Source organism: Cohaesibacter sp. ES.047 (assembly GCF_900215505.1).
In the GTDB taxonomy this organism is placed as follows: domain Bacteria; phylum Pseudomonadota; class Alphaproteobacteria; order Rhizobiales; family Cohaesibacteraceae; genus Cohaesibacter.
Window position 1 is genome coordinate 534019 of record NZ_LT907844.1, and the last position, 15535, is coordinate 549553.

At 49.9% G+C, this 15535-nt stretch carries 14 protein-coding genes and 3 pseudogenes; 8 read left to right on the plus strand and 9 right to left on the minus strand.

The genetic code is table 11. The features are described 5' to 3' along the window. The first annotated feature begins 84 nt into the window (after positions 1-84). Positions 85-1299, plus strand: coding sequence for a transposase (locus tag CPH65_RS02255; protein WP_157747465.1), 1215 nt, complete (start codon positions 85-87; stop codon positions 1297-1299). A gap of 56 nt (positions 1300-1355) precedes the next feature. Continuing rightward, positions 1356-1568 (plus strand): transposase, encoded by a 213-nt coding sequence (locus CPH65_RS02260; protein WP_371359445.1) that lies wholly within the window; start codon positions 1356-1358, stop codon positions 1566-1568. Here CPH65_RS02260 and CPH65_RS02265 read toward each other — a convergent pair. Continuing rightward, positions 1550-1735, minus strand: a pseudogene (locus tag CPH65_RS02265) (MerR family transcriptional regulator); the annotation flags it as partial. The gene CPH65_RS02260 and the pseudogene CPH65_RS02265 sit on opposite strands and share 19 nt — an antisense overlap. A 115-nt stretch (positions 1736-1850) precedes the next feature. Here CPH65_RS02265 and CPH65_RS02270 point away from each other — a divergent pair. Beyond that, a pseudogene (locus tag CPH65_RS02270) lies at positions 1851-2663 on the plus strand (IS256 family transposase); the annotation flags it as partial. Positions 2664-2698: 35 nt separating this feature from the next. On the opposite strand, the pseudogene CPH65_RS24425 reads toward CPH65_RS02270, so the two are convergent. From CPH65_RS24425 to CPH65_RS02295, 4 genes and pseudogenes are all read right to left on the minus strand, one after another. Next, a pseudogene (locus tag CPH65_RS24425) lies at positions 2699-3313 on the minus strand (IS5 family transposase); the annotation flags it as partial. 158 nt (positions 3314-3471) lie between these two features. After that, positions 3472-4983, minus strand: coding sequence for a tripartite tricarboxylate transporter permease (locus tag CPH65_RS02285; protein WP_096171948.1), 1512 nt, complete (start codon positions 4981-4983; stop codon positions 3472-3474). Positions 4984-4995: 12 nt separating this feature from the next. Beyond that, entirely contained in the window at positions 4996-5478 is a 483-nt protein-coding gene (locus tag CPH65_RS02290) for a tripartite tricarboxylate transporter TctB family protein (protein WP_172891440.1), read from the minus strand. An 87-nt stretch (positions 5479-5565) separates the two neighbouring features. Further along, positions 5566-6510, minus strand: coding sequence for a tripartite tricarboxylate transporter substrate binding protein (locus CPH65_RS02295; RefSeq protein WP_096171950.1), 945 nt, complete (start codon positions 6508-6510; stop codon positions 5566-5568). A 595-nt stretch (positions 6511-7105) separates the two neighbouring features. Here CPH65_RS02295 and CPH65_RS02300 point away from each other — a divergent pair. Further along, on the plus strand, positions 7106-7798 hold the full coding sequence (locus CPH65_RS02300; RefSeq protein ID WP_096171951.1) for a GntR family transcriptional regulator: 693 nt from the start codon (positions 7106-7108) through the stop codon (positions 7796-7798). 99 nt (positions 7799-7897) lie between these two features. Here CPH65_RS02300 and CPH65_RS02305 read toward each other — a convergent pair whose 3' ends face one another. From CPH65_RS02305 to CPH65_RS02320, 4 genes are all read right to left on the minus strand, one after another. Next, positions 7898-8872 carry a hydroxyacid dehydrogenase gene (locus CPH65_RS02305; protein WP_096171952.1) on the minus strand — a complete coding sequence of 325 codons (975 nt, stop codon included), beginning with the start codon at positions 8870-8872 and terminating at the stop codon, positions 7898-7900. Between the two features lie 270 nt (positions 8873-9142). Further along, positions 9143-9910 (minus strand): 2-dehydro-3-deoxyglucarate aldolase, encoded by a 768-nt coding sequence (garL, locus tag CPH65_RS02310; RefSeq protein WP_096171953.1) that lies wholly within the window; start codon positions 9908-9910, stop codon positions 9143-9145. A gap of 17 nt (positions 9911-9927) precedes the next feature. Next, positions 9928-11214 (minus strand): glycerate kinase, encoded by a 1287-nt coding sequence (locus CPH65_RS02315; protein ID WP_096171954.1) that lies wholly within the window; start codon positions 11212-11214, stop codon positions 9928-9930. Next, positions 11214-12095 (minus strand): 2-hydroxy-3-oxopropionate reductase, encoded by an 882-nt coding sequence (locus CPH65_RS02320; RefSeq protein WP_096171955.1) that lies wholly within the window; start codon positions 12093-12095, stop codon positions 11214-11216. Before CPH65_RS02320 ends, CPH65_RS02315 begins: the two co-directional genes overlap by 1 nt. 573 nt (positions 12096-12668) lie before the next feature. Here CPH65_RS02320 and CPH65_RS02325 point away from each other — a divergent pair. The 4 genes from CPH65_RS02325 to CPH65_RS02345 all read left to right on the plus strand — a co-directional run bounded on the left by CPH65_RS02325 (position 12669) and on the right by CPH65_RS02345 (position 15426). Continuing rightward, on the plus strand, positions 12669-13673 hold the full coding sequence (locus tag CPH65_RS02325) for a LacI family DNA-binding transcriptional regulator (RefSeq protein WP_096171956.1): 1005 nt from the start codon (positions 12669-12671) through the stop codon (positions 13671-13673). Between the two features lie 221 nt (positions 13674-13894). Next, positions 13895-14647, plus strand: coding sequence for an IS6 family transposase (locus CPH65_RS02330; protein WP_090075640.1), 753 nt, complete (start codon positions 13895-13897; stop codon positions 14645-14647). 198 nt (positions 14648-14845) lie between these two features. Continuing rightward, positions 14846-15124: a type II toxin-antitoxin system RelE/ParE family toxin gene (locus tag CPH65_RS02340; protein WP_096171958.1), complete on the plus strand. Its 279-nt coding sequence runs from the start codon at positions 14846-14848 to the stop codon at positions 15122-15124. Next, a complete protein-coding gene (locus tag CPH65_RS02345; RefSeq protein WP_096171959.1) occupies positions 15124-15426 on the plus strand; it encodes a HigA family addiction module antitoxin in 303 nt (100 codons plus the stop codon). The genes CPH65_RS02340 and CPH65_RS02345 overlap by 1 nt, the downstream gene beginning before the upstream one ends. Positions 15427-15535: the final 109 nt, after the last annotated feature.

Below are 15535 nucleotides of genomic sequence, written 5' to 3' on the forward strand. Positions count from 1 at the left end.
GCACAAATCTCAAATCCTGGTTAACGACAAAAGTTTGCGACAGGGCCGAAGCGACGTCGTCTTCTGGATCATTCATGGGCTGAAGTGTTTCGGAAGCACCTTCTTGATGAGCTTCCTATCGAGGAATTACTACCGCATTTTGACGACAGGATTGGGCGCCCTTCGAAGGATCTGCATATCGTCATTGGCGTTCTGCTTTTGCAGCAATTGCATGATCTGAGCGACGCGGCTACCGTCGAGGCGTTGGCGTTCAATATGGCCTGGCACTATGCGCTGGATGTACGCTCAGAGGCTGATTGTTATTTCTGTGAAAAGACCTTGCGAAATTATCGCCGCCTTTTCATTGCCGAAGGGCTGGATAAAGTTCTGTTCCATCGTGTTACAGATCGCTTGGTGCGTGCTTTTAACGTGAATACGGATCATCAGCGCATGGATTCAACTGCTTTACGTTCCGCCATGCGTAGCCTGACGCGGCTCGGGATCGTCGTTGAGACCATTTCCAAATTCGCGCGTGAGCTTGAGCGGGTTCATCCCCAATTGCATACGCAAATTGATGGTGAAATCATCTGTCGTTATGTTGATCGAAAAGGGAGCGGTTGTTTTGCAAATACGGCGCCAAGCGCGTCCCGGCGCACGCTTGTTGAGGCAGGATGTGATTTACTTGGGCTTGTCGTGCAATTCAAAGACACCGCTGCTGCGGATTTACCTGGATACACATTGCTGGATCAGGTTTTGAAGGAGCAGTTCGAGGTCTCGTTAGAGCAAGATGATAAGCCGACTGCAATTGCAACTCCACGCAAGCCCGGTGATATGCCTTGTGATGGCATAAAGTCCCCTGCTGATCCAGATGCCAGTTACAATGCTCATCGTGGGCTTGGTTATATGGCACAAATCGTCGAGACCTATGTTGAGGATGATGAAGAAGAGGCGCCCCGATTGCCGGATTTGATCACTTTTGTATCGGTTCACAAAATGACAGTGCATGATAAGAACCAATTACCGACCGCCTTTGATGATCTTACCGCTCGCTCAATTGTACCAAGAGTATTGCTGGCTGATTCACATTATGGATCGGCTGACTGCATGGAATTGGCAACCAAATGTGGCGTGAGCCTAATGGCACCAGCACAAACGTCGAAAGGAAGCCAATCGGGGCGATTGACACTTGAGGACTTCAGCCTTGATGAAGGCGGTTTGGTACTGGAATGCCCAAACGGCGTCACTCCAATATCGACTTCTGCAGCCACCGCAAAACTGCAGGCGCGGGACTATGGAGAATTTTGTGCCCTGGCGTGGTAACTCTAATATGAGGAGACCCACGTATGAGCATCGACAAAGCCCTTTTGGATCATCTGATGGAAGGCCGCAAAGCGGGCGATCTGTTCGGAGAGGACGGGATTCTGCAAGAACTGACCAAGGCGCTGGCCGAACGAGCCCTGAGCGCCGAACTGGACGAGCATCTGACCGAAGAACGCGCCGATGCACCACCTGAAGGCGCGAACCAGCCGCCAAACCGTCGCAATGGCAGCAGCCAGAAGACGGTGACCACCGACAACCGGTCTGCATAAGGATCCAATTTGCTTGGACGGGGTGGCGTCGTGAATTTAGGTTCAACCACCCCCTCACGAAGATATTTTCTGATGGTATTACGTGACAATCCCGTGCGCCGAGAAATCTCACGAATTGGCATTTTGTCGCGTAATGCCCAACGCCGAATGACACTTAAAAAGCCCATGTCGATCACTCCAAATCTCCCCGATGTAAATCGTCGGGGACCAGTGTTCACATGGGTCAATTCTCAGTGACAATTTTACTTCATACCGGGTCAGTTCTCAGTGACATTCAACACGTCCCCGAGCCTGATTTCGGCGATCACCGATGCCGTGATGGAGGAAGTGACCGCCTGGCAGAACCGCCCGCTGGAACCGTGTTATCCGATTGTGTTCATGGACGCGATCCGGGTCAAGATCCGCACCGACGGCGTGGTTCTGAACAAGGCGGTTTTTGTGGCCCTGGCTGTTCTCCCGGACGGCACCCGCGACGTTCTGGGGCTTTGGTTCCAGGCCAATGAGGGTGCCAAGTTCTGGGCTAAAGTTCTCAGCGACCTGCGCAACCGTGGTGTTCAGGACATCCTCATCGCCGTCGTGGACGGTCTGAAGGGCTTCCCTCAGGCCATCGAGGCAGCCTTTCCTCAGACCCAGGTCCAGACCTGTATCGTGCATCTACTGCGCCATTCCATGAGCTTTGCCAGCTACAAGGACCGCAAGGCCGTCGCTGCGGCTCTTAAGGCTGTCTACACCGCTGTAGACGCCACAGCCGCGGAGGCGGCGCTGGCGGAGTTCGAAAACAGCGACCTTGCCGCCAAATACCCGGCAATCGCGCCGAGCTGGCGCCGGGCCTGGAACGAGGTGATCCCGTTCCTCGACTATCCGCCCCAGGTGCGCAGGCTGATCTACACCACGAACGCCATTGAAGCACTGAACTCGAAAATCCGACGGGCCGTTCGCTCCCGCGGGCATTTCCCCAGTGACGAGGCAGCTGCGAAATTGATTTATCTCGCCCTGAATGCTACCTCTGTGGAATGGAAACGCTCCGTGCGCGAATGGAACTCAGTGAAAAGCCAATTCGCCATAATGTTCGAAGATCGTTTCCCAATGGCGTAATCAAAGCGCCAGGGCACAAAATTCTCCATAGTCCCTCTTCCAGGAATAATGGCAATACCTCCCTTGCCCTCAACATCCTCTCTGATTGCATTCGCGTCATAGCCCCTGTCTGCAATGAAGACCTTTGGATCTGGCAAATCCTCATCTTGCAACAGGTCATAATCGGTATAGTCGGAGCACTGCCCCGGTGATATCTCGGCCTTGATGGGTAAGCCATGCACATTCGTGATCAGATGAATTTTCATCGTGAAGCCACCTTTTGAGCGGCCAAAACCTTCTTTTGGAGTCCCCCTTTTGAGCCCGCTGCCTCCTCTCTCGGGACATTGCTAACGCAATGCCCTGCCGGGCAGTGGATGATGGGCGCGGATGACGGTGCTGTCGATCATTTGAACCTGATTTGGTGCGGCGCCACTCTCGTTCAGCGCCTCAAGAACCATTCCCCAGAGACCCGCCAAAGTCCAGCGTCGGAATTGGCGATAGACCGAAGACCATTTGCCGAACTCCGCCGGCAAGTCACGCCACTGTGCTCCAGTACGAGCAATCCAGAAGACCCCGTCAAGTACCAAGCGATGATCTCCCGCCGGGCGACCGCCACGACCACGGATCGAGTGGATGAAAGGTTCGAAAAATGCCCATTCCGCATCGCTCATTGTCAATCGCGCCAAGATAGCCTCCTTGAAAGCTATCTTGAATCATATCTCAGCTGATTTGGGAATAAAGTTTGTCAACAAAACCTAGCGGGTTAAATGCGAGATTTTCGCGCTTTCACCTGCTCCGGATCAGTTTTGGGACATCTTATTTTCGAGTGTTAAGGGCTACCAATTGTAGCCTCATCCTTTGGCTTTTTGTCTGAAAAGTTCTGCCAGAACACGAAAAGCAGAAAAGCGAATGCGAGCGCGAGAAGGATGGCACTGATCGGCCTGAAGATGAATTGCGTCCAATCACCTCCATAAACAATCATACCGCGCCGCAAGTTTGCTTCGGTTACGGTTCCAAGGATAAGGCCCAGGATAACCGGCGCAGTTCCATAACCATATCGATTGAGGAAGAAGCCTAAAATACCAAATCCAAGCATCAGCCATAGCTCGAAGACGGATCCGTTCACCCCATACACACCCACAGCGCAAAACATTAAAATAATTGGCATCATCAGATGCTGCGGAACTTTGAGAATACGGACAAAAAGCCGAATACCGATCAACTGCATCAAGAACATTGCAATATTGGCGATAATGAACGCAAAGAAAATGGCATAGATCGTGGAAGATTGTTCATCAAAAAGAGCTGGTCCTGGCCGTACGCCTTGGATCACAAGTCCTCCCATTAGAACAGCAGTAGACACTTCTCCAGGAATTCCAAGAGTCAGCATTGGAATCAACGCCCCACCTGCAGTTGCGTTGTTTGACGTTTCTGATGCTACAAGCCCCTCATAATGTCCCTTACCAAATTTTTCTGGTGTCTTGGACATACGTTTTGCCTGATCATAGGATAGGAACGACGAAATTGAACCGCCAGCACCAGGAATAGCCCCTACAAAGACACCGATAAGGGTAGAGCATGTGATCACTTTCCATGCCTTGGCAAGAAGTCCAAAGGGCGGCTTTGCGGATTGAAAATTCTGAGCCGCTTCTGGCTGCTTTTCATTACCCGACTTGATAACGAGATCCTGCAGGACTTGAGAAACGGCAAAAAGGCCAATCAGTGCTGGGAGCAACCCAATACCTGTTATCAGATCAGGCTGACCAAAGGTTGACCGTAAAACGCCAGTCATAGGATCAGCACCAATTGTCCCAAGCCAAAGACCAATGAAACCGGCTACTAGCCCCTTTAGCATCGACCCTGCCGATACAGACGCGATGATGACCAGGCCGAAGACTCCGAGAGCAAAAAACTCAGCAGGGCCAAAGCTCAGAGCAAGTCTAGCAATTGGCGGAGAAAGCAAGATCAGCAAGAGCGAACCCAGAATCCCTCCTATAAAGGAAGCGCTAATCGAGAGACCAAGAGCTGTTCCGGCTTCCCCATTTCGAGCCATAGGGAAGCCATCAAGCGTCGTTGCTACTGACGCTGGCGTTCCGGGAATACCTAACAAGATCGCAGGAACAGCTCCGCCTGCAAATGCGCCGCAAAAGGCACCGAGCAATGTGGCCATGCCTAAGACAGGACCCATGCCATATGTAAGAGGGATCAGCAGTGCAATAGCCATTGCGGCCGTTAACCCTGGCAAAGCTCCCATAATCAAACCAAGAAATGTTGCTGCAAATATTGCAAGAAGCACTTGGAAATTTGCAACCATACCAATGGCTTCAAATATAGTGTCCATTTGGAGAACTCCTCATGGGAAGATTAAGCCGAAGCCGTAGGAGAAGGTGAAATAGACAAGCATTGCCGACATAGCAGAGAAAGCAGCCACGATAGCCAAAAAGCGGGCCAATTTTTTTCTAATCGCTTCGATCCCCATTGCCCACGCACAAGTGACCGTCGCAAAGAAAAGGAATAACGTGGTAGAGATGATGAAGCCCAAAATGTTCATCAGCACGATGTACGAAGCCAGAAGCGCGCAGATTGCTATCGCCGAGGTGATTTGCTGCCCACCAAGGGGCTGAATGCGATCATCTGCATCAGATTTCCGCAAGTCCCCTATTAGCACCCCAAGAATTGCAATAATTCCAAGGCCACAGACCATCGTAGGAAAATCCCCAGGGCCAATCTGGCTAATACCACCGGCATTGGGTAGCATTTGGGCTTGCCGGACACCAATGGCAGCAGCAAGCAGAAGCGCGATATCGAAGAGTACACGCCCAGAAAGAAGTTTCATGTCCATTCCACTATGCTTCTGCTTCCGCAAGAATCGGTTTCCTTGCGGAAGCGCATGGTTGACTTATTCAAAGCGAATTCAATTGGATTACTGGGCCGCCACCTTTTTAGCCAAAGGTATCATCACGCGTTCACCCTCATCCATGAAGGCCTTCAGATCCTCGCCAAAGACAGGCGAAACCTCGACACCAAGGTTCTTTGAAGCCTCAATGAATTGAGGATCTTTTATGGCCTTTTCAATCGCAGCCTGCCAAGCCTTTTTGACTTCCGGATCGACGCCTGCGGGCGCGGCAAATCCTCGCCATTGCTGAACGGAAAGATTCAGCCCGAGATCCTTAGTTGTCTTAACATTCTCAATGAGAGACGATTTGCCCGAAGAGACGATAGGCACTAGACCGTCATCACCGTCCATCGCAGCAACCAGATCCGCAGGAGAAAGAACCACACCTTCAATATGCCCACCCAATGCGGCGGCAGCTGCTTCAGATGCTCCACCATATGGAACAAACTGTACATTCAGGCCGAGCTCTTCTGCCATTGCCATCGCCATAATGTGGGTGGAAGAACCGACGCCCGCAAATCCAAGTCGGATGGTCTTATCCTTGGCATAATTCAGGAAGCCGTCATAATCCTTCCATTCATCCGATGCTTTTGCTGCAAGCACATATGGTTCCATTCCGACTGCTGCAATATAGTCAAAATCATCGAGTGAAAAAGTGACATTTCCCATCCCAATAAGGGTGTAAAAAGCATTATTTGCAATGGCCACGGTATAGCCATCTGGTTTTGCAGCCAACACTTGCATCATACCAACAACACCGCCACCACCAGCGATATTTCGCACAGCAACACCCACTCCAAACGCATCCTCCAGTGGCTTTTCTAGGGCTCGAATAAAGCTATCCGTCCCGCCACCTGTCGCGTACTGAACAACGATCGTGATATCCTTTTTTGGAAAACCGTCTGCTGCGAATGCCATATTGGATGTCAACGCGACAGAAGCCAGAAACAGTCCGGCAAATAAAGACTTCATATTAAACCTCCCAGTTTAACTCACTGCGTAGAAAGCGCAGAATTTTCTCAACAAAACTGCCCAGGCAACCAGTAAGGCTACCCACAAATCCAGGACATGCATGGGGAAAATTTGGTGAACATGGAGGGCGGATATGTCTACCAGTTCACCTCGAACATGACACTGCCATCCGTATATTTACCGATAGCAACAGGTCAATTCACTCGTACTCTAACAGATTACCGCACCTCGAAAAGTGGTGCTTTCTCTGTTCCTAACACACACGATCTCTTCCCAACTAGCCCCTCCCAATACGAGTTTGACCTCTCAAAGACCTCATGGCGTTGAGTTCCAACTCACTTTACCAGCTATCCAATTGGGCAAAAACTGAATAGCCAACACTGCATTAAAGCAGAAATCTATTAGCGCTTCTCTTCATATATACTAATATCACAGATACTAAGTCATTGCAATTAGAATACTAATATCATAGATATCTTTTTCGGTTGACAGCGCATCGCAAATTGCAGACCTTCACCAGTGTCAGAACACCAAATTGGTTGGACACAATAGGAAAACCAATATTTGCGAGATCCATCGCATCTGCGAGTAAAACTTGGCCACATCGAAATCAAATTCTCAGAATCTTCTTCGAGCAAAGACCACTTCTGATCAACTCTACTCGTTGCTCAGAATTCGAATTCTTGATCTTCAGCTCGCTCCTGGCGCGGTTATTTCTCGGCGAGAGTTATCCGAAGAGTACGGCGTAAGTCCAATGCCATTGCGCGAAGCAATTGCGCGTTTGTCCGCAGAAGGGTTAATAGACATCCATCCACAATCAAAGACCATGGTTTCAAAAATTGACATGGACGACGTTAGACGGATGCATTTCATGCGAATGTCAGTGGAAATGGAAGTCGCTCGGGTTCTCGCAGATTCTTTTGCCCCTATGGCTGAAGCAGAAGAAATCCTGAGACAACAAGAAGCAGCTCTCTCAAGAAATGACATTATGGAATTCTCCACACTCGATCGGATTTTTCATCGCAGCTTTCATGCTGAAGCGGGATATGAAGAACTCTGGGATCTTGTTATCTCACATTCAGGACACATTGACCGGGCTCGCAAATTAAACCTTCCTGCCTCTGGAGCAGGCCGCGCAGCGAAGTTTCTTAAGGACCACCAAGACATGATCCGGGCGGTACAAAATGGCTCCAAAGATGAAGCCAGCAACGCAGTTCGCGAGCATCTTCAAAGATTTACTGTTTTTGCTGAGCAGGCCCGTGTCAGAAATCCAGAATTTTTCAAATAGGCTTGCCCCTCAATTTCGAAAATGCATCCACGGTATCAATCAGGAAAACAGGCCCGCAGATGCATTACTTCTCAGGACAATGGATACCGTCACCCCATCCTAAGACTTAGTTAACTCATTGATTTGTTTCGAATTTACAATCAATGCAGGGTTTAGATATCCAGCGAAGAAGTCTAGAACGTTTTGCACTGCACTTACCGCCGTGCGCTCTCCAGCTTCCGCAGTCAACCCGGCAATATGAGGAGACAGGATCACCTGATCAAGACCTAGAAGCTCGTTATCTGTCTTGGGGGGTTCCATCTCAAAAACATCAATGCCTGCAGCGGCCACGATTCCCGCATGGATCGCTTTAACCAAGGCCTTTTCATCCACGACCCCGCCGCGAGCCGTGTTTACCAGAACAACACCACGCTTCATTTGCGAGAATTCCAAATCTCCGAGGATTGGGCGCCCCGAGCTGGGTACATTAACCGATACAATATCAGCCCAAGCAAGACCGGATTGCATGTCGCAGGGTACTGCAGCGGTATTCTTTGGCCACCCCTGCTTTTCCAGGAATGGATCACACGCGCGGATTTCCATGCCGAATGCGCTCGCCATCCGAGCCAGATGCTGCCCGATACGACCAAATCCAATGATAAACAACCGCTTATTAAGCAGCTCAACAGCCTCCAGCTGATTACGCCAACTCCAATCGCCTTCCTTGATAGACTTACTGGCTCGTGAGGTTCTTTTTGCCGCAGACATAATCAGCATCAAACTATGCTCGGCCACAGATACTGAATTAACATCTCCAACGATGGTCAGAACAATGCCCCTGTCGTTCAAGGCTTGCAGATCTACAGCATCATACCCAACACCATGTCGAGACACCAACTTGAGGTTCCCCCCGCGCGCAATCGTTTCGGCAGAAAGAGGCTGAGTTCTAATGACCAGAGCATCAGCTTTATCGATCAGTGGAGCATAGCTTTCTTCTGAGACATCCTTTACGTAATCATAAGTTATCCCGGAAGTTGCATCGAGCAAGTCAATGCCGCTTTGATGAATTTTTCCAGCAACGAGAATATGTGTCATGAGTATTTCCCATACTTGCTAAAGTGTTGCTTCAAAATGCTATTTCGAGCAACTGCCCGCGAATTTAGGCACAAAAATCCCTGGGCCTGCGAAACAGCATTCGCAACACCTTCAAAATTCCTATTACGCAAACGTGAAAGGCCCCAAATGCTTTATTCAGGCCACATCACAAAGCGTAGAAGTGAGGTAGCAGAAACAAACCTGTGTCGGAATTCACAAAGGCGAGCCGTATAGAACGCCTTGCTTTTCCGGTCGCCTTGGGAGACCATATTAGAGATAGGTTCCCTTAAGGGCCTGGCTTGCTCCTTTAAGCAAACCAAGATCAGAACCGACAGCCACGAAATTGGCGCCAAGTTCCATATATTTTCGGGCGTCGCTCTCAACCGGAGCCAGGATTCCGGCAGACTTGCCAGCCGCCTTTGCTGCTTCAAAAACGCGTTTAATGATTGCCTGAACAGAAGGTTCGCTCGGATTACCAAGATAGCCACAAGAAGCCGCCAGATCTGACGGCCCGATGAACAGGCCATCGACACCATCAACGGCAGCGATCTCTTCGGCAGCATCAGCAGCAACCGGAGTTTCAATTTGAACGATCACACCGATATTGTCATTGATGATCTTCTGATAGTCCGACACAGTGCCATATTTGTTGGAACGATGGGCAACAGATACACCACGAACCCCTGCAGGGGGATAGCGAGTAGCTGCAACGGCAGCCCGTGCTTCATCTGCATTTTGCACAAATGGAATCAAAAAGTTATAAAACCCTGCATCAAGAAGCCTTTTGATCAAGACCGTATCGTTCCAGGATGGACGAACAACAGGCGCTGACTCACTATCCTTGAGAGCCATAAGCTGTGGCACCAACGACAGCACGTCGTTTAAAGCATGTTCAGCATCCAATAGAAGCCAGTCAAAGCCAGCCACGCCCATAACCTCGGTCGTGATTGGGCTGCCCAGAGCACACCAGCAACCGATCAGAGGTTTACGAGCCAGAAGATTCTGGCGTAGCTGGTTTGGAAGGGTCTGCGCGTTCATGTCAATATTTCCTCCGTTCATTGCACACACAAGTCGCGTGTGTCTGTAATAAGAATAGCCCTGAAGTCATTTACGTTGGTCAATGTGGGGCCAGTGACCAGTTGATCTCCAATTGCTTCAAAGAAGCCGTGAGCATTGTTGTTCTCCAATTCGGCCCTGGCTGAAAGTCCAAGAGATCGGCCTTTTTCCAAGGTTTCTGGCAAGCCAAAGGCCCCCGCAACCTCCTCACAGCCATCAACACCATCGGTGTCTGCTGCGACGGCGTACACCCCATGAAGACCATTGAGCGCGACCATAAGCGAGAGCAAAAACTCAACATTCCGCCCGCCTCGACCTTGCCCTCGCATTGTAACGGTGGTCTCACCCCCCGATAAAAGAATGCAAGGTTGTTCGAAGGGTTGGGACTTGAACTTCACCTGCCGTACGATCCCGCTCATCACCACTCCCAGGTCTCGAGCTTCCCCCTCTATGCTATCTCCAAGAATGTAAGGAACGACACCTGCTTTGAGCGCTACCGAGGCTGCGGCTTCCAATGCCATTTGAGGTGCAGCGATAATCCTTGCTTCAGAAGAGGCAAGCCGCAGATCTGAAGGTTTAATGCTTTCATTTTGGGCAAGCTTAAGTGCATGAAGAACTGCATCCGGCAGCTGCAGTCGGTAACGATCAACGATACCCTGAGCGTCAGCCAGTGTTGTGGGATCCGCAACGGTTGGACCTGAGGCAATATCGATTGGGTCATCACCCGGCACATCCGATATCATCAAAGTCAAAAGCTTGGCGGGATGGCAAGCAGCAGCAAGACGTCCGCCATTTATCGACGACAGATGCCTTCGCAAGCAGTTCATTTCCGTGATTGTCGCTCCTGACCTCAGAAGCGCGGTATTGGCTGCCTGCAGGTCTTCCAGAGAAAGTCCTTCAGCTGGCAAGGTCATTAGTGAAGACCCTCCACCAGAGATCAGACAAAGCACGAAGTCATCCGCTGTTAACCCGGAAACCAGCTCACGAATACGCTGCGATGCCGTTTGACCAGCTTCGTCAGGAACCGGATGGCTCGCCTCAACGATTTCGATCTTTTCGCATGGGACAGAATATCCATATCTCGTAATCACAAGCCCTTCGAGCGGACCTTTCCAGGTTTCCTCGACAGCGCGAGCCATTGCCGCCGAAGCCTTGCCCGCACCGATGACAATAAAGCGTCCGCGAGGGGTCTCTGAAGGCATGTGTTTCGGCACACAAATGTTCGGCTGGGCAGAAGCTACCGCAGCATCGAACATCTGCCGTAAAAGGGTTTGAGGATCAATCATCAGGCAACTTCGTGGCTAGCCATAAGCTCAAGCGCTTTAACCAAAGCAGAGTGATCCCAGGAAGAGCCGCCATGGGCCGCACAGGCATTAAACAATTCCTGGGCTGTCGCGGTATTTGGAAGGCTCATTTGCATCGCCCGAGCACTGGAAAGCGCAAGATTCAGGTCTTTTTGATGCAGCTCTATACGAAACCCTGGTTCAAAGGTGCGATCAATCATGCGCTTTCCATGGATTTCCAGGATTTTAGAAGAAGCAAATCCTCCCATGAGAGCATCACGAACCTTGGCAGGATCAGCTCCAGCCTTTGAAGCAAAGAGAAGCGCCTCGGCGACGGCTTCTATGTTCAGCGCCACAACAATCTGATTGGCAACCTTGCATGTTTGGCCATCACCATTTCCGCCAACAAGCGTAATGTTCTTGCCCATCAGCTCAAACAGAGGCTTGGCGACTGCAAACCCCTTTTCGGAGCCTCCGCACATAATTGTCAGAGTTGCGTTGATAGCACCGACCTCACCGCCAGACACGGGAGCGTCAACATACTCACATCCCAGACTATTAATTTTCTTTGCAAATTCCTTAGTCGCAACAGGCGAGATAGAACTCATGTCAATGACGGTTTTGCCCGCCGACAAGCCCATCGAAACACTGTTACCACCAAACAGAACCGCATCTACATGCGGTGTATCAGGCACCATGATGATGATGACATCATTTGCCTCAGCCACTTCCTTAGAGGACTTAGCAACTTTCACACCTTTGGCAACGAGTGTCGGCGCAACAGCCTTCGCGTCAAATGCAGTGATGTCGTGCCCTCCAGCAATCAAATGCTCCGCCATCGGAGCTCCCATAATTCCCGTTCCGATAAAACCGATCTTGGTCATACGACTTCTCTCCCTGTCATTTGCCACCACATTTGCATTGCCTTCCTCTTCATCGCACAGACGTCTCCGAACCAATCGATTTAACAAGAAGTCCCGGCTCGACGTAGCAACAAAAGTAGCGGCAACTGCCCTAACACCAAAACACCTACCACCAAAAAAATCGAAGCGCAACTTTTTTTAAAATATTCTCATTTTTTCAAATCAGAAAAATCTATTTTCTTTTAATTTATTGTTTTTATTATGTTATATAAATTTCTTGTAGTGATTAACTCTCCTGATTATGCAATATTATAGGCGCAAATGATATAAATCGAAGCGCTTCGATTTTTTAATCACCTCAATTTTTGCTGTGATTTCGGAGCTCACAGCAAGCACATCAAAGGAACCGGAACGAAAGGAAAGGGAGTGCGCGGCAAAGGCAGGATTGCCAGAGTTGCCAAGCTCTTACACTCGGTGTAGAAAACTTGACGGAGATGGAAAGAACGTGACTACGCCTCTCCAGTTGATCAGTCACGACCCAAAGCGGTCTGGCATACAAATTGTGACAGAACCGGGAATTGAAACGAGACCTCAATGAATGGTCAACCAACCACAAAAGCAACACTAGAAAGCGTTGCAAAACTTGCTGGCGTAGCCCCTTCAACGGTATCCCGTGTCTTGAACACACCAGACAAAGTGCCACAGAAGACACTCGATCGTGTCAATCAGGCAATCTCTCAAACCGGCTATGTACCCAATCTAATTGCAGGCAGCCTAGCCTCAAATCGCAGTCGATTGATCGCAGCCATCACACCAAGTATGGCAAACCTTGTCTATGCCGAGACGATGCAGAGCTTTTCCCGCGTTCTGAAGGACAATGGCTATGAGGTATTACTTGGGGAATCCGGATATGACCTTAAAGCTGAAGAGAAAATCGTAACAACCGTTTTAAGCAGGCGACCCGATGCGATTTTCCTAACCGGAATTCATCACACATTGGAGTGTCGCAGACGTCTACATTCGGCAGGGATACCGATTGTCGAATCTTGGGACATCACGCCAACGCCACTAGATCTTGTAGTTGGCTTTTCGCATGCCGAGGTCGGAAAATCAGTTGCCACCTATTTTTGCGACAAGGGATACACAAGTTTTAGCCTCGCCTCGGCTGGCGATCAGAGAGCCCATGTACGCGCCGAAGCTTATCTAAAGGAACTGTCTGCGCGAGGGCAAACCGATATAACACCAGTTATCAGAGAACCCTCCCCCAGCGTTGCTCTCGGGCGTTCCATCATGTCCGACTTGCTAGACCAAAAGAAAACACCGTTTGCCGTTTTCTGCAGCTCTGACGTTGTAGCACTCGGTGCGCTGTTTGAAGTTTTGGCTCGCGGACTGTCAATACCAGACGATGTTGCCATTATGGGATTCGGCAACCAAAATTTTGCCATGTACACCCATCCGGCGTTATCAACTGTTCGGGTCGACTGTATTAACATGGGAGAAAAGTCGGCCCAAATGCTGTTGGCGAGATTACAAAATGAACAAACTGAAGGCCATTCATTCGATGTGGGATTTGAGATATTGGCAAGAGAAACGTCCTGAACAACTATACCACATGTACAGGCAAGCCCCCCCCCCTCCAAACGGAGAGACGGATTTCAAAAGCGGCCAACTTGGATGCACACGCGTGAGACAGTCGAGACCAAATTCTCGAGGAAATTTGGGTAGAGGCCGATTAAGGCCCTGTCGCAAACTTTTGTCGTTAACCAGGATTTGAGATTTGTGCGGTGAGAAGGTGCTCCGATTTATTGAAGGAGCGTCGTATGATTCTCAATGCCATTGCCGAAAAGCTGAAACGAAAATCGAAAGATGACTTCAAAGGCAGACAATTTGAGGCGTGGCTGATCATTCAGGCGGTATCTTGGTATCTGCGTTACCCGTTGAGCTATCGGGATCTCGAAGAAATGTTCCTTGAGCGCGGCTTTGAAGTTGACCATAGCACAATCAACCGATGGGTTCTGACCTACGCTCCCTTGATCGAGAAACGGTTGCGTCGGTTTCGCAAACCCCATTGCGGGTCTATTCGGGTGGATGAAACTTACATCAAGGTGCGGGGGAAGTGGAAATATCTGTACCGAGCCATAGATAAGCACGGCAATCCCGTGGATTTTCTGCTCACCGCCAATAGAGATCTTGATGCAGCAAAGCGTTTCTTCAACAAAATGCTCAAGGATGAGCCGCTCCTGTCGCCGGGCAAGATCGGCACTGACGGTGCCAACACATTCCCGTCAACGATCAAACAATCGGTCGACAAAGGCCACCTGCGGCCGGACCCAGTCCATTATGTTACCAAGCATCTGCAGCAGCGTATTGAGAGTGATCATTTCAGGGTAAAGAAGAATATGCCCAGGATTGGTGGTTTCCGATCCTTCCATGCTGCGAGACGAACCATCGCTGGTTTCGAAGCCATGCTGTGGCTTAAGAAGGGCTTCGACTTCGCGGAGACATGGACCGTTCGCGAACAGAATGATCTCATTGCTCTCCTCTTTGGACTTCAAAAAGTTAACGAAGCATGAAAATGACGCTGATCACAGCACAAACAGGGCCTGATTGAAACTTTGCGACGCGCCCGTATATTTCCTCAGTCTGACTCGCTACCTTTATGTGAATAGCTGCCGCAGTCTTAGCGGACTTTGCGACGTGCCCCCAGAGAACGTCAGGACTTGCCTTACAAACCAGTTGACTTCTGTCAACCATTGACTTACATTTGAGTTATGATAAAGAGCATTCGACATAAGGGTCTGAAGGCCTATTGGACCAAGGGACAGACAAAAGGTCTAAACTCAGATTGGCTACCGAAGATCCGGATTATCATGTCGGCTCTCGACGCTGCTGATGAACCGGAAGAGATGGACTTTCCGGGTTCTCGCTTTCATAGCCTGAAAGGAGATATGGGTGACTATTTCTCAGTTCGGCTCACAGGGAACTTCCGGGTCATCTTTCAGTTCGACGGCGAAGGTTTCATTCTGGTTGATATCAAGGACTATCACTAATGATCAATAAACACGTATCCGTTTCAGCAACACACCCTGGCGAGCTACTTAGAGAAATCATCTTGCCTGATATTCCGATGAGCAAGGTAGCGATTGCTGAAGCTCTGCAGATCTCCCGCCAGACGCTGTATGACATTCTCAATGAGAAACAGCCCATCACGGCTGAGATGGCTATTCGCTTTGGCAAGCTCCTCGGCAATGGAGCTAGCTTTTGGCTGAACATGCAGCGCAGCTATGATTTGGAGAAGGCAAAACTATCGATCGATGTTTCCTCCATTCCAACAATCAAGGCGGCCAGCTGATCCAAACACATTTCTGTAGTGGCGTATGGACCTAAGCAGCAGTCTATAGCGTCGTCTATAAATTTATAACATAGTAGACAGCGCCTATCGGTGCCGATAACATGTCTCT